The 23,329-nt window shown below is 37.4% G+C and carries 25 protein-coding genes; 18 read left to right on the top strand and 7 right to left on the bottom strand.

Annotated features, from left to right (window positions below; all coding sequences use genetic code 11):
• The 10 genes from R1T16_RS02245 (at position 1) to R1T16_RS02200 (ending at position 9,018) form a co-directional block, all read left to right on the top strand.
• Positions 1 to 609, top strand: coding sequence for a TerD family protein (locus R1T16_RS02245; RefSeq protein ID WP_317499431.1), 609 nt, complete (start codon positions 1 to 3; stop codon positions 607 to 609).
• 9 nt (positions 610 to 618) lie between these two features.
• Positions 619 to 1,710: a toxic anion resistance protein gene (locus R1T16_RS02240; RefSeq protein WP_317499430.1), complete on the top strand. Its 1,092-nt coding sequence runs from the start codon at positions 619 to 621 to the stop codon at positions 1,708 to 1,710.
• 97 nt (positions 1,711 to 1,807) lie between these two features.
• Complete coding sequence (locus tag R1T16_RS02235; protein ID WP_317499429.1) at positions 1,808 to 2,710, top strand: hypothetical protein; 903 nt, start codon at positions 1,808 to 1,810, stop codon at positions 2,708 to 2,710.
• 3 nt (positions 2,711 to 2,713) lie between these two features.
• Positions 2,714 to 3,265 carry a TerD family protein gene (locus R1T16_RS02230; RefSeq protein WP_317499428.1) on the top strand — a complete coding sequence of 184 codons (552 nt, stop codon included), beginning with the start codon at positions 2,714 to 2,716 and terminating at the stop codon, positions 3,263 to 3,265.
• A gap of 12 nt (positions 3,266 to 3,277) precedes the next feature.
• On the top strand, positions 3,278 to 3,940 hold the full coding sequence (locus tag R1T16_RS02225; protein ID WP_317499427.1) for a TerD family protein: 663 nt from the start codon (positions 3,278 to 3,280) through the stop codon (positions 3,938 to 3,940).
• Positions 3,941 to 3,965: 25 nt separating this feature from the next.
• The gene (locus R1T16_RS02220) at positions 3,966 to 4,949 is read left to right on the top strand and encodes a TerC/Alx family metal homeostasis membrane protein (protein WP_317499426.1); all 984 of its coding nucleotides are present in this window, start codon (positions 3,966 to 3,968) and stop codon (positions 4,947 to 4,949) included.
• 67 nt (positions 4,950 to 5,016) lie between these two features.
• Entirely contained in the window at positions 5,017 to 5,763 is a 747-nt protein-coding gene (fabG, locus tag R1T16_RS02215) for a 3-oxoacyl-[acyl-carrier-protein] reductase (protein ID WP_317499425.1), read from the top strand.
• A gap of 48 nt (positions 5,764 to 5,811) precedes the next feature.
• A complete protein-coding gene (locus R1T16_RS02210; protein ID WP_317499424.1) occupies positions 5,812 to 7,839 on the top strand; it encodes a hypothetical protein in 2,028 nt (675 codons plus the stop codon).
• A 75-nt stretch (positions 7,840 to 7,914) separates the two neighbouring features.
• On the top strand, positions 7,915 to 8,343 hold the full coding sequence (locus R1T16_RS02205) for an META domain-containing protein (RefSeq protein ID WP_317499423.1): 429 nt from the start codon (positions 7,915 to 7,917) through the stop codon (positions 8,341 to 8,343).
• 6 nt (positions 8,344 to 8,349) lie between these two features.
• A complete protein-coding gene (locus tag R1T16_RS02200) occupies positions 8,350 to 9,018 on the top strand; it encodes a DUF2461 domain-containing protein (protein ID WP_317499422.1) in 669 nt (222 codons plus the stop codon).
• 11 nt (positions 9,019 to 9,029) lie between these two features.
• Here R1T16_RS02200 and R1T16_RS02195 read toward each other — a convergent pair whose 3' ends face one another.
• The 4 genes from R1T16_RS02195 to R1T16_RS02180 form a co-directional block, all read right to left on the bottom strand.
• Entirely contained in the window at positions 9,030 to 9,431 is a 402-nt protein-coding gene (locus R1T16_RS02195; protein WP_317499421.1) for a glyoxalase, read from the bottom strand.
• A 62-nt stretch (positions 9,432 to 9,493) separates the two neighbouring features.
• Positions 9,494 to 9,994 carry a hypothetical protein gene (locus R1T16_RS02190; RefSeq protein ID WP_317499420.1) on the bottom strand — a complete coding sequence of 167 codons (501 nt, stop codon included), beginning with the start codon at positions 9,992 to 9,994 and terminating at the stop codon, positions 9,494 to 9,496.
• Positions 9,995 to 10,095: 101 nt separating this feature from the next.
• The gene (locus R1T16_RS02185) at positions 10,096 to 10,890 is read right to left on the bottom strand and encodes a hypothetical protein (protein ID WP_317499419.1); all 795 of its coding nucleotides are present in this window, start codon (positions 10,888 to 10,890) and stop codon (positions 10,096 to 10,098) included.
• Between the two features lie 52 nt (positions 10,891 to 10,942).
• On the bottom strand, positions 10,943 to 11,770 hold the full coding sequence (locus tag R1T16_RS02180; RefSeq protein WP_317499418.1) for a UDP-2,3-diacylglucosamine diphosphatase: 828 nt from the start codon (positions 11,768 to 11,770) through the stop codon (positions 10,943 to 10,945).
• A gap of 146 nt (positions 11,771 to 11,916) precedes the next feature.
• Between R1T16_RS02180 and aroC the strand changes: the two genes are divergently transcribed.
• From aroC to R1T16_RS02165, 3 genes are all read left to right on the top strand, one after another.
• On the top strand, positions 11,917 to 12,960 hold the full coding sequence (aroC, locus tag R1T16_RS02175; protein WP_317499661.1) for a chorismate synthase: 1,044 nt from the start codon (positions 11,917 to 11,919) through the stop codon (positions 12,958 to 12,960).
• Positions 12,961 to 13,148: 188 nt separating this feature from the next.
• Positions 13,149 to 14,099: a T9SS type A sorting domain-containing protein gene (locus R1T16_RS02170; RefSeq protein WP_317499417.1), complete on the top strand. Its 951-nt coding sequence runs from the start codon at positions 13,149 to 13,151 to the stop codon at positions 14,097 to 14,099.
• Between the two features lie 121 nt (positions 14,100 to 14,220).
• Positions 14,221 to 15,720, top strand: a complete 1,500-nt coding sequence (locus R1T16_RS02165; protein ID WP_317499416.1) for a T9SS-dependent choice-of-anchor J family protein — start codon at positions 14,221 to 14,223, stop codon at positions 15,718 to 15,720.
• 207 nt (positions 15,721 to 15,927) lie between these two features.
• Here the strand turns inward: R1T16_RS02165 and R1T16_RS02160 are convergent, their stop codons facing one another.
• From R1T16_RS02160 to R1T16_RS02150, 3 genes are all read right to left on the bottom strand, one after another.
• Entirely contained in the window at positions 15,928 to 16,443 is a 516-nt protein-coding gene (locus R1T16_RS02160) for a hypothetical protein (RefSeq protein WP_317499415.1), read from the bottom strand.
• Between the two features lie 204 nt (positions 16,444 to 16,647).
• Positions 16,648 to 17,778, bottom strand: a complete 1,131-nt coding sequence (locus R1T16_RS02155; RefSeq protein ID WP_317499414.1) for a sensor histidine kinase — start codon at positions 17,776 to 17,778, stop codon at positions 16,648 to 16,650.
• 29 nt (positions 17,779 to 17,807) lie between these two features.
• Complete coding sequence (locus R1T16_RS02150) at positions 17,808 to 18,233, bottom strand: response regulator (protein WP_317499413.1); 426 nt, start codon at positions 18,231 to 18,233, stop codon at positions 17,808 to 17,810.
• Between the two features lie 264 nt (positions 18,234 to 18,497).
• Between R1T16_RS02150 and R1T16_RS02145 the strand changes: the two genes are divergently transcribed.
• The 5 genes from R1T16_RS02145 to R1T16_RS02125 all read left to right on the top strand — a co-directional run bounded on the left by R1T16_RS02145 (position 18,498) and on the right by R1T16_RS02125 (position 23,224).
• Positions 18,498 to 18,716, top strand: coding sequence for a hypothetical protein (locus tag R1T16_RS02145; RefSeq protein ID WP_317499412.1), 219 nt, complete (start codon positions 18,498 to 18,500; stop codon positions 18,714 to 18,716).
• 247 nt (positions 18,717 to 18,963) lie between these two features.
• Positions 18,964 to 19,614: a ferritin-like domain-containing protein gene (locus R1T16_RS02140; protein ID WP_317499411.1), complete on the top strand. Its 651-nt coding sequence runs from the start codon at positions 18,964 to 18,966 to the stop codon at positions 19,612 to 19,614.
• A 153-nt stretch (positions 19,615 to 19,767) separates the two neighbouring features.
• Complete coding sequence (locus tag R1T16_RS02135) at positions 19,768 to 20,898, top strand: glycosyltransferase (RefSeq protein WP_317499410.1); 1,131 nt, start codon at positions 19,768 to 19,770, stop codon at positions 20,896 to 20,898.
• Positions 20,895 to 22,037 (top strand): UDP-galactopyranose mutase, encoded by a 1,143-nt coding sequence (glf, locus tag R1T16_RS02130; RefSeq protein WP_317499409.1) that lies wholly within the window; start codon positions 20,895 to 20,897, stop codon positions 22,035 to 22,037. The genes R1T16_RS02135 and glf overlap by 4 nt, the downstream gene beginning before the upstream one ends.
• Positions 22,034 to 23,224, top strand: a complete 1,191-nt coding sequence (locus R1T16_RS02125; protein WP_317499408.1) for a hypothetical protein — start codon at positions 22,034 to 22,036, stop codon at positions 23,222 to 23,224. The genes glf and R1T16_RS02125 overlap by 4 nt, the downstream gene beginning before the upstream one ends.
• Positions 23,225 to 23,329: the final 105 nt, after the last annotated feature.

Raw genomic sequence — 23,329 nt, 5'->3', positions numbered from 1 at the left:
ATGGCAATCAATCTGGAAAAAGGACAGCGCATTAACCTTGAGAAAAGCAATGGCGCTAAACTGCAAAATATTTGTGTAGGCATCAACTGGGGTGCAATGGAGAAAAAAGGATTCTTCGGGACTAAAAAAGAGGCTGTAGATCTTGATGCAAGCTGTGCTGTTTATGACGAGAACAAAAAACACATTGATACAGTAAGCTTCAGGCAATTAAAAAGTAACGACCAGGCTATTAAGCATAGCGGAGACGACCTTACAGGCGACTTAAATGGCGATGATGGCCTTGATAACGAAGTAATTACTGTAGATCTCACCAAGCTTAGCCCTAACGCTACCTATTTAGGATTTTTTATCAACAGTTTCCGTGGACAGGATTTTAAAGATATCCCGTTTGCATCAATAAGGATATATGAAGGTACACCAACACGTGTGCAGGAAGTATTCGCCAAATATGATATTGCTAACGAAAAAGCTTTTGAAGGCAGTGTGTCAATGATATTGGGTGTATTCTATAAAAAAAACGGTGAATGGAAATTTAACGCAGTTGGAACACCTACAGCAGACAAAAAACTGGAACAGACAGTTGTAACGATTCAACAAAATCATCTGTAAATTTAAGTTATGGAAAATAAAGAAATCACGGTTTCCGGTATTACCGGGCCTATGGATAAGGAAGGCAATGTTAACCTGGCTAATGTAACTCAGGCAGATCTGGATACTACCTACAGGCCGATTGCCAATCAGCTAAATGAAGGAGATGTAAATTCGATACTAAATTACGGTGCAGAGATCCAGAATACGATTTCCAGGCAGAGTGATACGTTTCTTTCAAACGTAAGGGCACAGCAGGGTGGAGAAGTTGGTAATCTTATCAACGAGTTGCTTGCTGAATTAAACTACATAGATGTAGATGAGCTTAACAAAACTGGTTTCCAAAAGTTTTTATCTAAAGTACCATTGCTTAATAAACTGGTTATCGATGTAAAAAAGATATTCCAAAAGTATGATAAGATCACTGCTAATGTTGACAGGATCAGTAATAAGGTTAAAGCTGGAATGATTAATTCGGTTAAGGATAACACCTCGCTTCAGACTATGTTTGAAGGTAATGTGAACCTTATCAAAGAAATTGAAAAATACATCGTTGCGGGGCAGATACGATTCAAAGAACTTAGCGAAGAACTTGCAGTGATGGAAGGTAATCCTGCTAATTATCAGGATTATGAAATTTCAGATAAAAGGACTTTCATTAACAGGCTTGACAAAAGACTGGCTGATATGAAGGTGGTTCGTTTTATATTACTGCAGTCATTAGCACAAATAAGAGTTGTTCAAAACAATAACACTTCCCTTGCAGAAAAAGCACAGTCTATACTTACTACTACAATGCCGGTTTGGAAAAACCAGCTTACACTTGCGGTAGCGCTTCAAAGGCAAAAACAGAATATAGAAGTACAGCGTAAAGTATCTGAAACTACAAACACAATACTCCAGAAAAATGCAGAAATGCTAAAAATGAACAGTATTGAAGTTGCCAAAGAGAACGAAAACACTATCGTGTCGCTGGATACATTAAAAATGACGACCAAATCACTTATAGATACGCTTACAGAGGTAAAACAGATCCATGAGCAGGGAACCCAGACAAGAAGGGAACTCGATGCGGGACTACAGAGTCTTGAGGCAGAACTTAAAAAAGGTGTTGTTAGCTAAGAGATAAGGGAGGAAAGTATAAATGACGCAGGAGCAGGAAAAAATATATGCTCAGATAATTAAGGAGAGTAGCAAAAGGCTGGTGGTTTTAAAAACGTTGTCAAACTTTTTTAGCCATAAGGACCTTTTTGCTGTTTTTGTTCGCACGCAGGTTATTCATAATCTGTTTGAGTCAAACAAAAATCTTGACCCTAATAAGCTGGACTTGTTTCATGTACAATATACCAGCAGTCTGATTGATTTATTCCAAAAGCTAAAAAAAGCCAAAGAACAGCAGTATCTTTTGCTTTCTGATGAAATTTACATCAATCAGGATCTCGTGCGAAAATTAGAGGGAGAAACTGTATCCGTAAATTTTACAGATATTTCCCGAAAGCACGCCAAAGCGATGGCTGCAAAAATAAAACAGCTATATGAAATGCTTGCAGGAGGAGCGTTGTCAGCTTTTAGCTGGGGAGACACTATGGCGTTTTCGCAATTAATGCGTGCCGAGTTTTTCAGGCCGCTGGAAAGTGAACAATTTGCACAGCTTACAAAAACTGAGGGGCGGAACTGCTACAAGAACGAATTTGTAACGATCGAGCGCAAACTATTAGGGAGGCTTAATATTCATAATTTCAGGATAAAATTTTCCTGTGCTTTTGTTTGTGATGATGAAGTTGCAGAAGTGTTTGATTTTGTAGATTCAAACGATAAGTTTGTTTTTATAAATAGCTCTAAATCATTTTATTTTTTAGATGAAAAAATGTCCCAGGGAATCGATTTATCTAAAAATGAATCTAATAAAACAAGTATAATAATTGATCTTAAAATCAAGTCTGACGCTTTGAGAGAAAGGCAGGCAACCATAAAATCATCAATAGCACCTGATGTTGAAGACGTGCTTTCGGGCTATCTTGAAAAGATATCGGGCGTAGATTTTCTGGATGAACTGCAAAATGTTGACGAACAGACAAATATTTTAAGGGCAATGCTAAATATCAATATTAATTCAAAATAAGCAATGGCAATTAATTTAGAAAAAGGACAAAGACAAAATATAGCGGCTCCAAAATTTACAGTGGGCCTTGGCTGGGATACAAACGCAAGCAATACAGGTGAACCGTTTGATCTTGATGTGTCAATTTTTGTGCTTGGCAGTAATGGCAAGCTTGTAAATGAAAATTACTTCGTATTCTACAATAACCTTACATCTCCTGATGGAGCTGTAGAACACACAGGCGACAACCTAACAGGCGCCGGAGATGGCGACGATGAGAAAATTATTGTTGACCTTTCAAAAGTTGCATCTGATGTTACAGAAATATGTTTTGTAGTTACCATTCACCATGCAGATACAAAGAGACAAAATTTTGGACAGATACGCAATTCGTTTATAAGGGTTGTAGATACAAATAACACAGAGCTTGTAAAATATGAACTTGACGAAGATTTCTCTATAGAAACAGCTGTAGAGTTTGGCAGGATTTACAAGAGAAATGATGACTGGAAGTTTGAAGCAGTAGGGGCAGGCATGAAAGGCGGACTTCAGGATTTCCTAAACAAATACAACTAAAAACATATCACAATGGCAATTAACCTAAGTAAAGGTCAGAAGATTGACCTTAAAAAGAGCAGTGGTGAATCACTAACCAATTTTTGTGTAGGTGTAAACTGGGGCGCAATAGAAAGTAAAGGAGGTGTTTTAGGACTTTCTAAAAAAGTGCAAAGTATTGACCTTGACCTTAGCTGTGTGCTGATAGATGATCAGAATAAGATTGCAGATCACCTGTATTCTCCTTTATACAAAGAAGAAGTGCTTAGGCAGTTTGGGCTTCAGAAAGGTAAGCTGGAAACATCTGACAGGGCAATGAAACATTCCGGTGACGACCTTGCCGGTGATACCGGAGGAGATGACGGACTTGATAATGAAATTATTACTATAGATCTTTCAAAGATTAATCCTAAAGTAAGCCAGATTTTCTTTTTCCTTAATAATGCGGGCAAAGAAGATTTTTCACAGATTCCATATTCTAAGATCAGGATGTACGAAGGAACGCCTACAAAGGTAGTTTCTGAATTTGCATCGTATAATGTATCTGCTGAAGGGCAGTATGCAAACAAGCGTTCAATTATTATGGGTAAGCTGTATAAAAGGGAAGGCGAATGGAAGTTCAGCGCAATTGGTGACCCAACAGAAGATACTTTCCTTGGCCAGACTATCCAGAGAATTGTGAAAAATTACTTATAGTCCATTAACTTATAAATATAAAATTATGGACAATTTAATTAATCATCCGGGACTTATAGCTGTATTTTCGGTTGTTATCGTGGTAATGCTTTTACTGGATCTTGGTGTTTTTAATAAGAACAGCCATGTTGTTTCAAACAAAGAAGCTATTGTGTGGTCTATAGTGTGGATAAGTCTTTCTATGATTTTTAGCGGATTTATTTATTACTACATGGGAGTTGAGAAGTTTTCTCAGTTCCAGTCGGCCTATTGGATAGAAAAGGCGCTTTCAGTAGATAATCTTTTTGTCTTTATTCTGGTTTTCGGGTTCTTTAACGTACCAAAGGAAAATCATCACAAGGTCTTGTTTTGGGGTATCATAGGAGCACTTTTATTAAGGGCTGTCTTTATATTTAGTGGCGTAGGCCTTATCAAGCTTACATACCTCCCTGAAATGGAAATATTTGGTTACAATATGAAGATTAATGTCCTGCTTACGTTATTTGGTATATTCCTTATTTACGCAGGTATCAAATCATGGTTTGCCGAGGATGATGAAGATGAAGACAAAGACTTTAATAAGAGTCCGGGTGCAAGGGTTGTGCATAAATTTTTTAGCGTAAGTAAAAACTATGACAAGGATAAGTTCTTTACGATAGAAAATGGAAAAAAGCTTGCCACACCATTGCTGGTTGTAGTAGGTGTTATTGAATTTACCGATTTGCTGTTTGCAGTTGACTCAATTCCGGCAATTTTTGCCATTGCTCCTGATGATCCTTTTATCCTTTATACGTCAAATATTTTTGCAATATTAGGGCTTAGGGCATTATACTTTTTATTGGCTAATTTTATCCATTTGTTTAGTAAGCTTAAATATGGTTTAGCTATCATATTGGCGTTCATAGGGGTTAAGATGGTTATATCTCCACTATATCACATTGAGTCTATCCATTCGCTCCTTGTTGTTGCCGGAGTCCTTATAGTATCTGTACTGGCATCGGTTATGTTTCCTGAAAAACAGGATGCATAAAAGGGCGGGCAAGCTCAAACATTTTACTATATTTGTCACTTTGTAAAGAAACAAACTGAAACAATTTATGAAACTATTAGAAGGAAAAACGGCAATAATTACCGGCGCAAGCAGGGGCATTGGTCGAGGTATTGCCATTGTTTTTGCCAAGCATGGCGCTAACGTTGCTTTTACTTACAGCGCTTCAGCAGAAGCAGCTAAGTCTTTAGAAGAAGAACTTAAAGCTTACGGAATCCAGGCTAAGGGCTACCAGTCTGATGCTGCTAAGTTTGACGAGGCGCAAAAGCTTGTGGATGATGTATTAACTGAGTTTGGCGGTATAGATATCCTTATCAACAATGCAGGTATCACTAAAGATAACCTGTTAATGCGTATTTCTGAAGAAGATTTCGACAAGGTAATTGAAGTAAACCTTAAGTCGGTTTTCAATATGACGAAAGCGGTGCAAAGGCCAATGCTTAAGCAGCGTCACGGATCTATCATAAACATGAGTTCTGTGGTAGGTGTTAAAGGAAATGCAGGACAATCTAACTATGCTGCTTCTAAGGCAGGTGTACTTGGGTTTACGAAGTCTATAGCTCTTGAACTTGGCTCGAGAAATATCCGCTGCAACGCTATTGCTCCAGGTTTCATTGAAACAGAAATGACAGCAAAGCTACCTGAAGATGTTGTAAAAGGATGGGCAGATGCTATTCCTCTAAAAAGAGGAGGTACAACTGAAGACGTTGCTAATGCTTGTCTTTACCTTGCTTCTGATATGTCCGCTTATGTTACAGGCCAGACCCTTAACGTAGACGGAGGTATGCTTACTTAAGAGTGACTATATTAAATAAATAATTATTAGATATAACCGGTAATTTACATGACTGCATCTACAATTTTATTGTTAGTATTATCTGCATTTGCAGCTTTTGGATTGTCGTTTTATCAATATCTTTTTAAAGCTAAAAAGAAGGGCAGATTGTTCTTCTTTTTGGCTTTTCTTCGTTTTACTACATTGTTTGCGATTTTTATCCTTCTGATAAATCCGGTTATTACCACGAAAGATTTAAAGATCGTTAAAACTCCGCTTCCGGTAGTCGTAGACAACTCGCAGTCAATTAAAGAATTAGGGGCTGATAAGGTTACTCAGGAGCTTACCGAAAAGTTTTTGTCAAACAAAGGACTTAAAGATAAGTATGATGTTCAGTTCTACACTTTTTCAGATGGATTTGAAACCGGAGATTCGCTGAACTTTAAAGGAAAGCAAACGCATATCGATCAGGTTGCGCAAAACCTTAAGCAGCTTTACAGAAACTCGAGTTATCCAGTCGTAATGCTTACAGATGGCAATCAGACCATAGGTAACGATTATATTTACAGTTTTAGGGAAAACACCGCGGTTTACCCATTAGTATTAGGCGATACAACTACATTTCTGGACCTAAGGGTTAGCCAGGTAAATGTGAATAAGTATGCCTTCTTAAAAAATAAATTTCCTGCCGAAGTATTCCTGCAATACAATGGAAATAAAACAGTAAATGCTGTATTCAATATCATGCAGGGAAATACGGTGCTGCACAAGCAGAATATCACGTTTACCAAAGACAAAAAAGCAGCCTCAGTAAATATTTTGCTTGATGCCGGCAGAGTAGGAGTTCAGACATACCGGGCAGTGTTATCATCTTCGGAAACTGAGAAAAACAAATACAACAATGTTAAGAATTTTGCTGTAGAAGTAATAGATCAGCGTTCTGAGGTAGCCTTGATTTCATCTATAAACCATCCTGACCTTAGTGCTTTAAAACGCTCTATAGAAACGAACCAACAGCGAAAAGTCACCATATTAAAACCTACAGAAGTGAAATCGCTTCAGGATTATAATGTCTTGATTTTGTATCAGCCGGATGCTTCCTTTAAACAATTATTGGAGCTAAATAAAAATGCGGGACTGAATACATTAACCATCACTGGTTTAAGCACTGATTTTAATCTGCTGAACCAAGCCCAAAATATTGTCAGCTTTAAAATGACATCTCAAAAAGAAGATTATCTGGCAGATCTTGAAAGTGGATTTAATTCTTTTAGTGTTGACAATATAGGTTTTGAGCAGTTTCCGCCTTTACAGAACGCTTTTGGAACAGCAACATTGAAATCTAATGCTACGACACTGCTTCAGGCGCGCATAAGGAATGTGAAAACGGATAACCCATTAATGTTTTTTTCTGAGAGTGGCGCTTCAAGAAATGCTTTCATTTTAGGTGAAAATATTTGGAAGTGGAGAATGGAGACTTATCTTAATTCCAAATCATTTGAGCAGTTTGATATCTTTATAGATAAGACGATCCAATACCTTGCTTCAAATTCTAAGCGTAAGTCGCTTGTGGTTAATCACGAGAGTTTTTACAATTCGGGAGAGGTAATCTCGGTTTCTGCCCAATATTTTAACAAGAACTATGAATTTGACGAAAATGCTAGGCTTACAATACAGCTTAAAAACAAAAAGACAAATTCTTCAAAAACGTACGATTTTCTTAAAGGAACAGGTGAATATAAAGTTAATCTTGATGGACTTGATGCAGGTGTTTATAGTTTTACAGTAAACGAAAACACCTCTAAAACAAGTTATTCCGGCTCATTTGAAGTTCTTGACTTTGAGATTGAAAAACAATTTGTAAACCCCGACCTCACACGGCTTCAACAGGTTGCTGCAAATACTTCAGGTGTTGTTTATTATCCTGATAACGCTGACAAGCTTATTGATGCACTTATCAATAACGACAACTATAAGGCGGTGCAAAAGGAGATTACTAAGAAATCTCCGCTTATAGACTGGGTATGGTTATTGGTTATGCTTTCTGTAACACTCGCAGCCGAATGGTTTGTACGTAAATACAACGGTTTACTTTAGCCAAAGAAATTATAAAAATCTTATTTAAAGATCTAATAAGCTTTAAATTTGATCAATAACAAACATCACCATCTTATGAAAAAGTCTATCATTACTTTTAGTATCACTCTACTAATAGTTCTTACGATTAGTTGTAAAACAACCAAAACAGCAGTCCTTTCGCAAAAATCGCTTTCAGGCACAAGCTGGGAACTATCTACCCTGATGGGTAAAGAAATATCTTCTGCAAATTATGCCAAAGGAATTCCCGATGCTGTATTTGGAGCTGATGGCAGGGTTGGCGGTAATGGCGGCTGCAACAGATACAGTGGCTCCTATTCTTTGAATGACGATGGAAAACTTGCATTTGGGCCTATGATGGCTACAAAGATGTTTTGTCCAGGTGGAGGAGAAGAGGAGTATATGAAGGCAATAGGGCAGGTCAATACAGCGAAGATTAGCAATGGTAACCTGGTCCTGTTAAATGGAACTGATGAACTTTTGGTGTTTAAACCTAAGAAATAAAACCAAATGGGATTACAACCTACGCTTGATTTTTTAGTTAAGCTGGAAAAAAACAATAACAGGGAATGGTTTGCCGAAAATAAAACGGAGTTCCAGAGAATTGAGGGTATTTCACGTTCTTATTTTAATGAAGTGGGAGAGGAGCTCAAAAAACAAGACTCTATTGAAAATATACAGGTGTATAGGATATATCGCGACGTACGTTTTTCAAAAGATAAGTCTCCTTATAAAAAATATCTAGGTGCCTGGTATTCCCGCACGAAGCCATTCTTCAGAGGAAGCTATTATCTGCATTTAGAACCGGGGAATAGCTTTGTAGAGGGAGGTTTCTGGAATCCGGAGGCTCCGGATCTAAAACGTATCAGGAAGGAATTTGAGCTCGACGATTCTGAAATCAGAGATATTATGCAGGCACCTGACTTTGTCAAGTATTTTAATGGAATTGGGGGTGAAGAATTAAAATCTGCACCAAAAGATTTTGATAAATCGCACAAGGCAATCGATCTTATACGTAAAAAGCAATTTTTGGTAGTGCGCAGGTTTACAGATAAAGAGGTGCTGGGTAAAAATTTTAAAAAAGAAGTATTGGCGACATTTACGGCAATGCGCCCTTTTTTTGACTATATGAGTGATGTGCTCACCACTAACCTTAACGGCGAAAGTGTTATAGAATAAAAGAGAGGAAATTATTCCTCTCTTTTTATTAGTAGCTGTACCTGATCCTTTAAACGTTCTATTAGCAAATTCATCATCCGCTTATTGAGGCTCGATGAATTTTGAATATAATCCCTGAATTCTTCAATAGTAAAAAGCCCCATCACCATACCTTTTAACGCATTCCTGAATTTGATATCCTTATGGATAGCATTGTCTATAAACGTCATCTTCTTCTCTGTTGAGAACGAATAAAAATCACTCTTAGACTTATTTATGTAATTAATAAACGATTCCAAAAATAATTCATTCTGCAATTTTAATATTGGTCGTAAGGTTTGGTTCTGGAATATTTCTTCTTTAGAAGACTGAGGCAGAATATCTCCTATTGCTCCGCCACGAAAGGCAAGTAGCTGATGGTCGCGCTGATCCATGGTTTTCTTTTAAAGGTAAGAAAAAACCCTGTATCACTACAGGGTTTTTATATAAATTATTTCTAGAATCTAAATCTTGCTCCAAGCGCAATATCCGGCCCAAAATTGTTTTCACGGTAATCATCATCTCCAAAGTATATCTCCGGTCTGAAATCAAGTGATAATTGAAGTGGGAAATCGAAGTTGTACTCAATACCTATATCTCCAGCTACAAAAATAAATGTTCCGCTGTCATCGTTACCATGGTAATAGTTAGGAACTCTGTCATTAAAATCCCATGTACCTACGCCACCACCTACACCTGCATACCAGTTAAATCCGCCTTCTATGTTCCATACCCATTGGTATAAAGCGGCAAGCTTTACTGCATCATAATAACTTGAATCACGCCATCCAAGGTCAAGTTCCAGCCTGTTGTCTGAGCTAAATTTTCTTTGATATGACACTTCTGCTCCAAAACCGTCATTATCTCCCAAACGAAGACCAATTGCATTTTTTTCCTGTGCTTGCGAGCTAAATGCTAAACCGATTAGCAAGAAAGCTGATAACAATACTTTTTTCATAAATGATTTATTAGGTTATTTATGAGTCAAATTTAACACGACTAAACTGGTAAGAATATGCCGTTGTTAAAGTTTTAACAGTTATCATTATGTTAAAGAAATTACTCGGTGCTATACTTTACAAGTACTTCATCTTGCTGCTCAGAACCAGTAGTAGGGATAGGTAACTGCACGACAGGTATTTCAGATAATTGATATGACAGATTTGTGGATGTTTTTACAACTCCGATTCCCTGTGCGTAATACTGTGTAGAAACTACTACATTCTGCTGGCTCATTAATGGAAAAGTTATAGGAAAACCTGCAATTTCTGTCGTAACATTGATTCCGAGGTTAAGAGTGATCTCTACAGGCTTTACATTTGTATATGTTTGTGGGCCTGAAGTAAAAGAGCTGATAGGGGCTTTTGCCTTTGCGCTTAAAGTATAGGTAAGTCCCAGATTGTAGCCCTGAACTTCTTGTTGTAAAGTTCCATTAATTGAACCCAACTGTTGGTTTTCAGTTGCGTTTTCGTCAAAGATTACAAAGTCATTAATTGGAAGGCTTAATGGCAAATCTTCCGAAATGTTGAAGCCGACCGCCCCTGAAAGATATGTTTTTCCATCAGATTGCCTGATTGCGTTATTTCGTAGAGAGTTAGAAAAAAAACCGAATGGAAATTCTTCCTTAGTTTTTAATTTTTTGTAGGTAGTACTATTTATTAGAGTGTCATTTGTTACAAACAGCGAATCTCTTCCGTTCATAACATTACTATTTACATCGTAAACCCAATATTTACCTTGTTCCGAAGGAAAATAGGATTGATCAGGATTATTGTTTCCGTTTGTACTGTCATCATCACTTGAGCACGAAACTAAAAAAGCGCCAAGTACAATTAAAAGGTATGTTTTTTTCATGTTAGTTGATTTTGACGCTAATATAGCTAAATAACCAACACTTTTAAATGTCTTATTTATTTGTAAAGAGCATGGTTGCAATGAGCTGATGTCCTAATTCTGTTTCCTGTTCAAAGTAATCCTCTTCTGTTATGGTTTCGCTTTCTGCATGACGGTATAGTTTCCATCGTTTTTTATTATATTCTAAAGCGGTCAGGTTTTCAATCCAGTCTCCGGAATTGAGATACATCACACTTCCTTTTTTATTTTCTTTTGTAGTGATGACCGGCTCGTGGATGTGTCCGCAAATTACATAGTCATAATTGTTTTCGATGGCAAGGTCTGACGCCGTTTCTTCAAAATCTGAAATGAATTTAACCGCCTTTTTCACACTGGCCTTTATTTTTTTAGAAAGGGAATATGGTTCCTTACCCATCTTTTTAAGCATCCAGTTTACAAAACGATTTAAAAGGATTAAATAATCATAGCCGAGACCTCCAAGCTTCGCTATCCATTTCGCATGCTGTACAGAACTGTCAAAAACATCCCCATGAAAAAACCAGGCCTTTTTGCCGTCGAGCTCAAGTACGACTTTATCGGCAATAGAAAAGTTTCCCATAGATGTGCCGCTAAACTTTCTTAGCATTTCATCATGATTACCGGTAATGTAGTAGACCTTAGTGCCTTTTGAAGCAAAATCAAGCAGTTTTTTTACTACTTTAAGATGTGTTTTGGGGAAATACGATTTTCTGAACTGCCAGATATCTATAATATCACCATTAAGTATTAATGTCTTTGGCTTTATTGAAGAGAGATAATTAAATACTTCTTTTGCATGGCAGCCATAAGTGCCCAGGTGGATATCAGACAATACTACGAGGTCAACATTCCTTTTTTTCATTCAGGGTGTTTTTTCTTCTGCAAATTACTAACATATATATAATGATGTGTTTATGTTATCATTACTAAATTGTTTAGATTACGTATCTATTGAAATATTTTAATAATAGGGAAGAACAGGTTACATTTGTTAAAAACAAGACAGCAATGGCAGGCAATACATTTGGAAAAAATTTCAAGTTGACTACTTTCGGTGAATCGCATGGAGAAGCTTTAGGGGGTATAATAGATGGATGCCCTCCAGGTATAGAGCTTGATTTTGAGTTTATACAAAAAGAGCTTGACAGAAGGAGGCCGGGTCAGTCGGCTATTGTTACCCAAAGGAAAGAATCCGATAAAGTTGAATTTCTTTCGGGCATCTTTGAAGGAAAAACAACGGGAACCCCGATAGGATTTATAATTAAAAACACAAATCAGAAGTCTGACGATTACTCACATATAAAAGATGTTTACAGGCCATCTCACGCTGATTATACTTATGACAAAAAATATGGCATTAGAGATTATAGAGGCGGCGGGCGTAGTTCTGCGAGAGAAACCGTAAGCAGGGTAGTGGGCGGTGCAATAGCAAAACAGATAATGCCAGAAATAAAAATAAATGCTTTTGTATCCTCAGTAGGTGATGTTTTTATAGATAAGCCGTATCAGGCGCTGGACTTCTCTCTGACGGAGTCAAATGATGTCCGCTGTCCTGATCTTGCAACGGCGGAAAAGATGATAGATTACATAAAGCAAATTCGTAAAGAGGGCGATACAATAGGTGGAACTATTACATGTGTGCTGCAAAATGTGCCCGCAGGGTTAGGTGAACCGGTATTTGATAAATTACATGCTGAACTGGGAAAAGCCATGCTTTCAATAAATGCAGTAAAGGGATTTGAATATGGCAGCGGATTTTGTGGCGCTAAAATGAAAGGGAGTGAACATAACGATTTATTTAATATTGACGGTACAACAAAATCAAATTTATCAGGAGGTATACAGGGAGGGATAAGCAATGGTATGGATATTTATTTCAGGGTTGCATTCAAGCCGGTTGCTACCATCATGCAAAAACAAGAAACAATTGATAAGAAAGGGAATATTGTCGAAATGCAGGGTAAAGGCAGGCATGACCCTTGTGTAGTGCCAAGGGCTGTTCCTATAGTCGAGGCGATGGCGGCATTGGTGCTAGCAGATTTTATACTCTAATATTATAAAAATAAACATTTCTTAACTATTTTTAACAAAACATATTAATTTGTAAATATATTAATTTTCAATATATTAAGATACAACAAGGTTTAACGTCTACATTTTATTGAAAAAAATAAAATAAAATTTGTGTAGACGGGAAAATTTTTCCTATTTTTGAGAAAAATTATAAACTATTTATCATCATGAAAAAACAATTACTTGCTGGAGCCTTCGTTTTGGCTTCTTTTTTTGCTGCTAACGCGCAGACCGCATTATTTCCTATCTCATTTGAAGCTTCTGAAGGTTATACTGCCGGAGCTATTCATGGTCAAAATACTTGGCAGAGAGTTGGGTCTGTAGGAGATCAGGCTGTAGTTTCTGCAGATTTTGCTAGCGAAGGAACAAATTCTTTAAAACTTCAATCAGGAAGTACTGGCTCTCAAACACTTCTAGGTGCGTACAGCCCATTATTTGATGTTACACCTACAGTTTATACTGTAAATCAGGATTTCTATCTTCCTGCTCTTGATGCGAATGGATCTGATGCTTATGTTCAGGCTTTCTCTTATGATGAAACTGCTGGTTTGGATATTACTTCTAGGGTTATTCTTTCTTACACTGGAGATGTAGTTATTGCGACTGGGACTGAATTAGATGAACAGGGTAATACAGTTTTAGCATATGACTCATTTGGTACTTATACAGCTGGTGAATGGCATACGTTATCTGTTACTTATAACACAGATGCATCAACTGTTTCTTATTCTTTAGATGGTACTGCTCTTTTTACAGGACCTTTTTACGCAGGGGAATCTGTAAACGTTCTAGGTTATGCTTTTGACGATTATACAACTAGCTTTTACTTCGATAATATTAACGTAACAGAATCTACAGCAGGTGTTAAAGATAATGCTATCACTAGCTTAACTGTTTCTCCAAATCCAGCTAATGATTTTGTCACAATCACTAACAACGAAAATGCACTGGTTAATGGTGTAGTTGTAACTGATCTTAACGGTCGTACAGTTAAAACTGTAAAATTTGCAGGTGTTTCTGAAGCTCAGGTAAATGTTTCTGATCTTGCTTCTGGTATCTACATGATGACTATTTCATCTGATAAAGGTGCTACAACTAAAAAAATCATCAAAAACTAATTAGTTTTTAAATGAAATATTTGAAGCAGGCCTAACGGCCTGCTTTTTTTATGTTAAAATATATTGTTTTTTAGTGTGTTATAGGTAGCTTTGAGTAGAAACAACCTTAAATCACAGAATCATGAAACAAAAATTACTCTTAGGGGCTTTTATATTTGGTTCCTTTCTTTCGGTTAAAGCACAATCTTCATGTGCTACAGCACTACCACTCCCAATTGGGACAACTACAGTTTCTACTATTTCGGGGACATATGCAGGAAGCTGTTTTACGTCTGCAGGCACTGCAGCGAATTGGTATTCCTACACTGCAACAGAAAACGGTGGACTTCGAATTAATACAAACTTAGAAGTAAATGACGGTGAGTTGAATAGCGGCGACACCAGGGTTTCGGTCTATACAGGCGCATGTGATAATCTTACGTGTTATACTTTTTCTGATGATGTTAGTCTTGAAAACGGAGAATACTTAACTGATTTTCAGGTACAACTTGTAGCGGGTCAAACATATTACATCGCTTTTGATGACCGCTGGGATGAATTAGGATTTCAGGTGGAAGTTTCTTTTGAGGCTTTTTCATGCTATCCTATTACAGGCGGATATGCTTTTGTGGGTACTCCAACAGCTGAGGAGGTAACTATAGAGTGGACTCCTGCAATTAATAACCCTACCGGTTATGAAGTTATTTGGGGTGAAACAGGGTTTGATCCTGAAACAGCCGGAACTTTGATTGCCGGTCTTTTGACACCTCAAGTTACTATATCGGGACTTACATCTAATGCAGATTATGATTTTTATGTGAGAACCGTTTGTGGAGAAGATGAAACAAGCAGCTTGGTGGGTCCTGTCAGCTTTACAACGCCTTTTGGCCCTGCAACGATTCCATATTCACAGGACTTTGAAGGTGATGTTGGTGGTTGGTCTGTACTCAATGACGCTGATGGCAGCCCTTGGTCGATTGAAGAAGGAGATGAGTTTGTAGCAGCATACGCAGGAGACTACTATGCCGCAGCCGGTGCTTATCCTAATCCATCAGACTCGTGGTTATTTTCTCGTGGATTGAGCCTTAATGAAGGTACAACTTATACGCTAAGTTACTATTTGATGAGATCAGCATTAGAGGGAGCCGGAAATGTAAATAATTTTGATGTAACTATCGGTACTGAGGCGACAGTTGAGGCTCAGACAACCAGTCTACAATCATTTGATAATTATTCCGAAAATGGCTATGTACTACAATCTCATAGCTTTACTGTTCCTGCTTCAGGTGTCTATTATATAGGATTCAACTATACAGCACCTGCTCACGCTGAAGATAATTATGGATTGCTGGCTCTTGACAATTTTTTAGTGGATGTTAGTGCAGGCCTTAACCAGGGTTTAATTTCTAAATTAGCTGCAACCCCAAACCCAACCAGTGGAATTGTAAATATATCGAGCAGCGAAAATATCCTTATAAATAACATCAATGTGACAGATATTAACGGAAGGATGATAATGACATCCAAGTACGATAATATATCTAACGCAGCTATAGATTTTTCTGGTCTTGCATCCGGCATTTATATGATGACAATTTCTTCTGACAATGGAATAGCAGTAAAAAAAATTATTAAAAATTAATCAATTTTAATTAAAGGTAGCCCTAAAAGGTTGACCCTTTATTTTAATTAAATATAGTAAACCTGTTCCTTAAATGGAGCAGGTTTTTTTATTCCAATTTTTTTAGGGTCACTTTAATTTCTACGCGTGTTTACCGTGGCGGGTTTTATAAGATAGGATTATAATATTGACATAAAACAACGCGTTGTTCGTTACAATAAATTTATATTAGTATTTTTTTTCGGCTTTAACTCTTTTGATTAAGTTTCTGAAGTCTTTGTTCGAAGTGGGGCTTGTCGGTGATAACTGTTTATAGGACATAATTGCAAAACTCGAAAATACAATATGGGCAAAGAACAATTGCCTGTAATAACCGTACCTGTAGTTGTGGGGCGGGTTATCATGCTGCGAAAAGAAAATTTTCCATGATAGAATACCTATTCCGCCACTTGCAGCGCCAATTATAATTGATCTCACTGTAGAAGGTCTTTTTAATGCGTTATACCAAAGTATCCTGTAGGATATCATAAACAATATTCCGATGAGATAATGCGCACACCATCCAGCAGGATGCGTTTTTTTATTGGAAATCGCAGGCAGGTATTTTGATCTATCTATAAGTGCGTTAAGTAGTTCGGGTTCCCTGTACTGTTCATCTTCCTTATCTGCTATAAGATAGCTGAACATTGTCATAAACGTAGTTCCTATAATACCCGCAACCAAAATTTTTCCCGCTGTATTCATATCGTTTAGCTTAATAGTTACAATTATATTTTCTATCCTTTACTTATATGAAATTGCATAACTTACATCTAAGGTTAAAGAAAATCAACACAAATTTAATAGCGAAATCGCGAGTATAGCTTACACAACATTTAAGTTTTCTTACACTATTTTGCAATGCTAACCATCATGTTAACCGGCAAGATGTATCCACGAAATTTATGACTAGCGTTTTCGCTGTAAAGGGAAGTAGAGGGTAAAAGTGGCGCCATTTCCCGGCAAACTTTCGGCAGTAATAAATCCCTGATGCTTTGCCATTATCTTTTTACATATTGCCAGCCCTATGCCTGTACCATCATATTTATCTTTACCATGAAGCCTGTAAAAAGGATCAAATATTTTCACGGCCTGCTCATTCGGGAATCCTATGCCATTATCGGCTACTATAATCTTATAATATTTTCCATGAGCTGAAAGCATTTCGTTATCTTCAATCTCCTTTCCTTCTATTGTTATAACAGGCTCCAGGTTTTTATCTGAATATTTAATTGCGTTACCAATAAGGTTTATAAACAGTTGGCGAACTAATATAGGAATGGCTCTTAACACAGGAAATTTAGAAACTTTAACGGTGGCTGCTTTTGAAGTAATGCTGTCTCTTAATTCATCAATACCTTCCTGAATTATTATATTCATGTCAGTGTCAAACAATTGGTAATTATCAGAACTGCCTATTTGTGAATAATTCAGTAGATCTTCTGTTAGCTGTTGCATACGCCTGGTAGACACCAGTATCCTGTTTATATGTTCAGTGCTTTCTACTGATAGTTTAGATTTATAATCGTCTGCAATTAATTTGCTGAATGTATGTATTTTACGTAACGGTTCCTGAAGGTCGTGACTTAATATATAATTGAAAGAAGTTAATTCTTTGTTGATATCTTCAAGGGCATTATTTTTCGTTTCGAGTATGTTGTTAGCAATATGAATTTCACTAATATCATTGATGGTAATTAGTATAAGCTGTTCTTTTAGGTTTGCATGAAGCATTGGCCGTATATTTAATAACAAGATTCTTTCACCAATTTCCGGTAAGAACATTTCAATTTGAAACTCGTCAACATTTATTCCTGTATACTGTACTTTTAAAAGCTCATTTTTAAAATTTTCGTTTTGCCATCTGCCATCTGCCAGGTCAAGAAGTATTTTATCTTCAGTGTCACGCTCTGTAGTTTTAAAATAACTGTAAAATGATGTGTTTGCGCTTTTAATTCGCAAGTCGGTATCTAATACAATTAAAGGCTCCCGTATCGTTTCAACAATAGATGCAGAATAAAGCCCGGCAAGTTGTCGCATAGGTTTAAATTGAATAGTGATACAAGAATTTATTGTGTGTTAGGATGCCTGCAAAGTCTCCAATAATCGAAAATTGCCTTCATAGTAGTTTTAGAACTCTCGTAATCAGGCCCTTTTTTAAAGAATCCCTGAGTTGTCATATTCAGGAAAGCATCGTTAACGTCTTCCTGACTAGCAACTGTTGAATAGAATATAAACGGAATGCTTTTGCGGCGTAACTCAGGATTTTCATCGAGAGTTTTTTTAAACTCCAGTCCGCTTTTGCCGGGAAGTTTTACATCTGAAAGAATAACAAATATAGATTGAAAAGTTGTAGACAAATATTCCATTGCATCTTCAGAAGTTTCAAACCACTTAAGCTCATTTTGAATTTCAAGCTCCTCTATGATATCGCTTAAAAATTTTCGGTCATCAACATCTTCTTCTACGATTACAATTACACCGGATTTTGACATACGTATTGTTTTGATTAAAGCATTTATATATTGCTGTTGGTAGCTAAAGTTGTCTCACAAATATAACTAAACAGAAGGCATCTACCTTGCATAATATCCCCAATTTTTGTTATAATATGCCTGAACCATAATTATGTAACGATTATACAATATCATGTAAGTTACTCTGTATGTTACAATCGACCTTTGCTTTACTAAATATAGTATATGAAAAATAGAAAATTGATTAATGGTTTTTTGTGTTTAATGTTGGGAGTAAACTTTATGTTAACCACATCTTGCAAACAAGGGGAGAGCACCGGGCAGGGTACTGATAATACTACCGAAGCAAGTGATAGTAGTTCCGAATACGATGAGACATCAAATGGTGATGCGGCAGGCGCACAAACAGAACCTGCACAACAATCAGAAGGTGCTGCAAAGATGGATACTACAACAACCACTAATAATGGAAATAGCACTGCTAAAGGATCTGGGCTGTAACATTAACGAATGCAGTTTGCAATGTAAACAAAGAATGCAATAGAATATAAACGCAATGAACCTTAGATGGTTTATGGTTGATTTTAATTATTACTTTGGTTAGTCCAAGGTTATGTCTTCCGGGGATTTTTGCTTCATAAACTTTTCTTAATCAGCAACATTATGCAAGCTTACAGAAAAATTGTGTAAGCCTATAATCCCTATAAACAGGGTAATTTGTAAAACATAAAAATAAACAATTACAATTATGAAAAGTACACCAGGTAAACTAGATGGCGCCGCTGCCAAAAAAACGGCTACAGCGAAAACGACTACGGCAAAAACTTCAACGACTAAAGGAGACAGTAAGGACAAGGTAAAAGCAAACGGCGATGCTGCTGACGGATTGAGGAAGTTGTTTGTAGATAGCCTTAAAGATATTTACTGGGCAGAAAAGGCTTTGACCAAGGCGTTGCCTAAGATGAGAAAAAATGCTACAACACTTAGCCTTGTTGATGCGATAGAAGAGCACACTACCGTTACAGAGGCACAGGTGCAACGACTTGAAAGCGTTTTTGAGCTTCTTAACGAAAAGGCAGTAGCCAAAAAATGTGAAGCCATGGATGGTCTTATAAAAGAAGGGCAGGAAATTATGGAAAGCACTGAGCCGGGTCCTGTGCGTGATGCTGGAATTATTGCAGCCTCGCAAAAAATTGAACATTATGAGATCGCTACCTATGGCACATTGTGCGCTTTTGCTAGAACGCTTGGCGAAGAAGAAGTTGCAAGCCTTCTTGAAGAAACTCTTAATGAAGAAAAAGAAGCCGATGCCGTTCTTAGCGATGCAGCATACAATGACATTAATTTTGAGGCAGCTGGCGAGCAAAGTGATGACGACTCAGTTCAGGAGAAAAGGTAATATCCGGGTAACACGATGTACCGGAAAAATTAAATCCCGATATAGCTGCGATAGCCAAATCCGAAACGCCGGCTGGCTTGTTTAACTGTATCGGGGTCTTTATAATCATAAGAAGATGATAACGCTTATCAATAATATCTAAAAACTTCTAAAATGCATCCACTAAAAAATAAGATAACGCACGGGGTAAACCCGTCTGATGTAGACCTAAATGAACAGCAAACTTACGACATGGTCGTATTTTGTCATTTAAGATGGGATTTCGTTTATCAAAGACCCCAGCATATTATAAGCCGGTTTGCTAAGGACAGAAAAATATTACTGATAGAAGAACCATGGCGCAGACATGATGTGTCAGGGAGTAACCTGCAAAAAATTAGTGACACCCTTCATATACTTCAGCCTAATGTAGATTCAATTGAGCAGATTGCAGATGTATTACCCCAGTATATTAATAACAAAATATCATTGGGATGGTTTTATTCTGCAGCATTTGTCCCTTTACTACCATATTTCAATTTTGACACCATTGCCTATGACTGTATGGACGAACTGTCACTCTTTAAGGGTGCTCCTGAAAAGCTTATAGAGCAGGAAAAATACCTGGTCGCTAATGCTAATATCGTTTTTACCGGAGGCAAGTCGCTTTATGAATCAAAGGCTTTACTTCATGATAATGTACACTGTTTTCCAAGCTCAGTAGACCAGGCACATTTTGCAAAGGCGCTGAACGGAATTGTCCTCCATGATGATATTGTCAATATCCCGTATCCTATAACCGGATATTTTGGTGTGATTGATGAACGTATAGATCTTGAACTTTTAAGGGATACTGCAGCGTTGAAACCTGAGGTATCATTTGTAATGATTGGCCCATTGGCGAAGATAGGAGAACATGAGCTGCCACGACTTGGAAACATTCACTATTTGGGCATGAAAGACTACATTGAGCTACCCGGCTATCTAAAAGCGTTTACAGTGGCTATGATGCCCTTTGCCCTTAACGATGCTACCAAATATATAAGCCCAACCAAGACTCTTGAATATATGGCAGCAGGAAAGCCTATAATTTCTACAGCGATAAAAGATGTATTACGAGACTATAAAAATATCGTCAAGATTGTAGCTACAGCAGAAGAATTTTCGGCTTCAATTGACCAGGCGATATCAGATATTCCCGATCCATTTATGAAGTATGATTATAACGAGATACTTAAGAATACATCATGGGATAGCACCGTTAGTAAAATGAAACAATTATTATTAGATACCGTAACATCATGACAAACGCAGAAATTGTAATCATAGGAGCAGGCATTTCTGGCGCAGTACTGGCAGAACAGTATGCTAATGCGGGTAAAAGGGTGCTAATTATTGAAAAACGTAACCATATTGCAGGTAACTGCTATGACTACATTGATGAAAACGGAATATTAGTCTCTAAATATGGCGCACACCTTTTTCATACTAATGATGAAACAGTATGGAAATATGTAAACAGCTTTTCAGAATGGTATCCATGGGAGCATAAGGTGCTTGCAAATGTAGACGGTTCATTAGTTCCTATACCGGTTAACATAACCACTGTCAACACACTTTTCGGTACCGATATAAAAACGGAATCAGAAATGAAAAAGTGGTTTGAAGATAATGCGCCATCTATTTCTCAACCCGCAGATGGGAGGGAAGCCGCATTAAGTAAAGTAGGCCCGGTACTATACGAAAAAATGTTCAGGCATTATACCAAAAAGCAATGGGATAAATATCCTGAAGAACTTGACGCTTCAGTCCTTGATCGTATCCCTGTTCGCACAAATTATGATGATCGTTACTTTTCGGACACCTATCAGGCACTGCCAAAGGGTGGATATACTCAGCTTTTTGATAGTATATTAAATCATTCTAATATAGAGGTAATGCTTAATACAGATTTTTTTGACATCAGAGATCAGTTGGATGGGTATGAAAAACTGTTTTATACAGGTCCCATTGATCGCTTCTTTGACTTTAAGTATAGCCTTGACGAAAAACTGGAATACAGGTCTATCAACTTTGTTAGCGAAACGGTAGATGCTGAATTTTTCCAGAATAATTCGGTAATTAATTATCCCGGGCGTGAGGTAGACTTTACAAGAATTATTGAATACAAACATTTTGGCAATCAGGAATCGGCAAAAACGACTATAGTACGAGAGTATACAATGGACGAAGGCGAGCCGTATTATCCGGTGCCAAATGCGAGGAATCAGGAGATTTATGAAATGTATAAAAACGAAGCTACAACTGTACCCGATGTTTATTTTGTAGGGAGGCTTGCCAATTATAAATATTTTAATATGGACCAGGCTTTCAAAAATGCGCTGGATCTTTTTAAGTCGCTTGAAAAAGTAGAAAGCGCTGCGTCTGCAAAAGCTATTATATGAGTTTATTTAAATCTTTTTTTATGGGTGGTTATGAATGTGCGGACCACATTAACCGTTCCGGTGAACGCGTAAATCTGCTAAAGGAGACCGAACATGATATAAGGGCAGGAGACGACTATCAGGATCTTGCAGACCTGGGCATCAAAGTAGCACGCGAAGGCATTTGCTGGAGTGCAGTAGAGGTAGCACCCTATGTATTTGACTTTACCGAAGTAGAAAACAGGATACGCCTTGCTGAAGAAAAAGGAATACAGGTGATTTGGGATTTATGCCATTTTGGTTACCCGGATGGCATATATCCTACGCACCCCCATTTTTGCCAGAGATTCGTGGCGCTGTGCTGCGCCTTTGCCAGCTTTTATGACAAAACAACAAGCCAGCCTTTTTTTGTAGTGCCTGTAAACGAAATTAGTTTTCTCTCCTGGCATTCAGGAGATGTAAGGGGGACTGTACCTTTTGCGGTAAATTGCGGCTTTGATATCAAGTACCATCTATGCAAAGCTGCCATAGAAGGCATCAGGGCACTTAAATCTGTTTTACCTGAATGCCGTATCGTATTGGTTGAACCCCTTATTAGCATTCATGGCGGATTATCAGATGATCCGTTCCATATTTATAACCTTAACGAGCATCAGTTCCAGGCAATGGATATTATTGCAGGGCGAATGTGTCCTGAGTTGGGTGGGAGTGAGGTCTATCTGGACATATTAGGGTTTAATTATTATTGGAACAGTCAATGGGATCATAATACTGGTACACTGCCGTGGCCGGAAGATTACAAAAGGAGAACAAGAATAGCAGATTTACTAAAGATGGCATATCTTAGGTACTCTAAACCTATTTTCTTGTCTGAAACCGGCCACTTTGGTACCGGCAGGGCACAATGGATAGAGGAAATCACAGAAGGTTGTATCATAGCACTCAGTGAGGGCATTCCGTTACAAGGAATGTGCATTTATCCTGTTACCGACAGGCCTGATTGGGATGATTTAAGCAGTTATAGTGATTGTGGCATATATGATCTGGATTTACAAAAAAACCGTATGGCACACCTGCCTACGGTAATCGCTATATTGGAATCGCAAGAGGCAATCTCCCGATCGCTGATATATAATTCACTTGCCACAGAAATAGACGAAATGTCCAAAAATTTTGATATCATAATCAAGGATAGGTATTTAAAGTAAAAGGCTCATTTAATGCCAACTATGGTTATCACTTGTCTATTGGGGAGATTTAGGAGCTAATTATTTCTGATAATATGTAAACAACTGTTATAATAGTATTAATTA

It is taken from the genome of Flavobacterium sp. DG1-102-2, assembly GCF_033042555.1.
GTDB lineage: Bacteria > Bacteroidota > Bacteroidia > Flavobacteriales > Flavobacteriaceae > Flavobacterium.
The sequence above is the reverse complement of the archived record's forward strand: the minus strand, read 5'-3'. Positions and strand labels throughout refer to the sequence as shown.

Excerpts from the sequence above, each read along its gene's own strand:
- R1T16_RS02245 (WP_317499431.1), top strand. The coding sequence starts at position 1 with ATGGCAATCAATCTGGAAAAAGGACAGCGCATTAACCTTGAGAAAAGC.
- R1T16_RS02240 (WP_317499430.1), top strand. The coding sequence starts at position 619 with ATGGAAAATAAAGAAATCACGGTTTCCGGTATTACCGGGCCTATGGAT.
- R1T16_RS02230 (WP_317499428.1), top strand. The coding sequence starts at position 2,714 with ATGGCAATTAATTTAGAAAAAGGACAAAGACAAAATATAGCGGCTCCA.
- R1T16_RS02225 (WP_317499427.1), top strand. The coding sequence starts at position 3,278 with ATGGCAATTAACCTAAGTAAAGGTCAGAAGATTGACCTTAAAAAGAGC.
- R1T16_RS02220 (WP_317499426.1), top strand. The coding sequence starts at position 3,966 with ATGGACAATTTAATTAATCATCCGGGACTTATAGCTGTATTTTCGGTT.
- fabG (WP_317499425.1), top strand. The coding sequence starts at position 5,017 with ATGAAACTATTAGAAGGAAAAACGGCAATAATTACCGGCGCAAGCAGG.
- R1T16_RS02210 (WP_317499424.1), top strand. The coding sequence starts at position 5,812 with ATGACTGCATCTACAATTTTATTGTTAGTATTATCTGCATTTGCAGCT.
- R1T16_RS02205 (WP_317499423.1), top strand. The coding sequence starts at position 7,915 with ATGAAAAAGTCTATCATTACTTTTAGTATCACTCTACTAATAGTTCTT.
- R1T16_RS02200 (WP_317499422.1), top strand. The coding sequence starts at position 8,350 with ATGGGATTACAACCTACGCTTGATTTTTTAGTTAAGCTGGAAAAAAAC.
- R1T16_RS02195 (WP_317499421.1), bottom strand. The coding sequence starts at position 9,431 with ATGGATCAGCGCGACCATCAGCTACTTGCCTTTCGTGGCGGAGCAATA.
- R1T16_RS02190 (WP_317499420.1), bottom strand. The coding sequence starts at position 9,994 with ATGAAAAAAGTATTGTTATCAGCTTTCTTGCTAATCGGTTTAGCATTT.
- R1T16_RS02185 (WP_317499419.1), bottom strand. The coding sequence starts at position 10,890 with ATGAAAAAAACATACCTTTTAATTGTACTTGGCGCTTTTTTAGTTTCG.
- R1T16_RS02180 (WP_317499418.1), bottom strand. The coding sequence starts at position 11,770 with ATGAAAAAAAGGAATGTTGACCTCGTAGTATTGTCTGATATCCACCTG.
- aroC (WP_317499661.1), top strand. The coding sequence starts at position 11,917 with ATGGCAGGCAATACATTTGGAAAAAATTTCAAGTTGACTACTTTCGGT.
- R1T16_RS02170 (WP_317499417.1), top strand. The coding sequence starts at position 13,149 with ATGAAAAAACAATTACTTGCTGGAGCCTTCGTTTTGGCTTCTTTTTTT.
- R1T16_RS02165 (WP_317499416.1), top strand. The coding sequence starts at position 14,221 with ATGAAACAAAAATTACTCTTAGGGGCTTTTATATTTGGTTCCTTTCTT.
- R1T16_RS02160 (WP_317499415.1), bottom strand. The coding sequence starts at position 16,443 with ATGAATACAGCGGGAAAAATTTTGGTTGCGGGTATTATAGGAACTACG.
- R1T16_RS02155 (WP_317499414.1), bottom strand. The coding sequence starts at position 17,778 with ATGCGACAACTTGCCGGGCTTTATTCTGCATCTATTGTTGAAACGATA.
- R1T16_RS02150 (WP_317499413.1), bottom strand. The coding sequence starts at position 18,233 with ATGTCAAAATCCGGTGTAATTGTAATCGTAGAAGAAGATGTTGATGAC.
- R1T16_RS02145 (WP_317499412.1), top strand. The coding sequence starts at position 18,498 with ATGTTAACCACATCTTGCAAACAAGGGGAGAGCACCGGGCAGGGTACT.
- R1T16_RS02140 (WP_317499411.1), top strand. The coding sequence starts at position 18,964 with ATGAAAAGTACACCAGGTAAACTAGATGGCGCCGCTGCCAAAAAAACG.
- R1T16_RS02135 (WP_317499410.1), top strand. The coding sequence starts at position 19,768 with ATGCATCCACTAAAAAATAAGATAACGCACGGGGTAAACCCGTCTGAT.
- glf (WP_317499409.1), top strand. The coding sequence starts at position 20,895 with ATGACAAACGCAGAAATTGTAATCATAGGAGCAGGCATTTCTGGCGCA.
- R1T16_RS02125 (WP_317499408.1), top strand. The coding sequence starts at position 22,034 with ATGAGTTTATTTAAATCTTTTTTTATGGGTGGTTATGAATGTGCGGAC.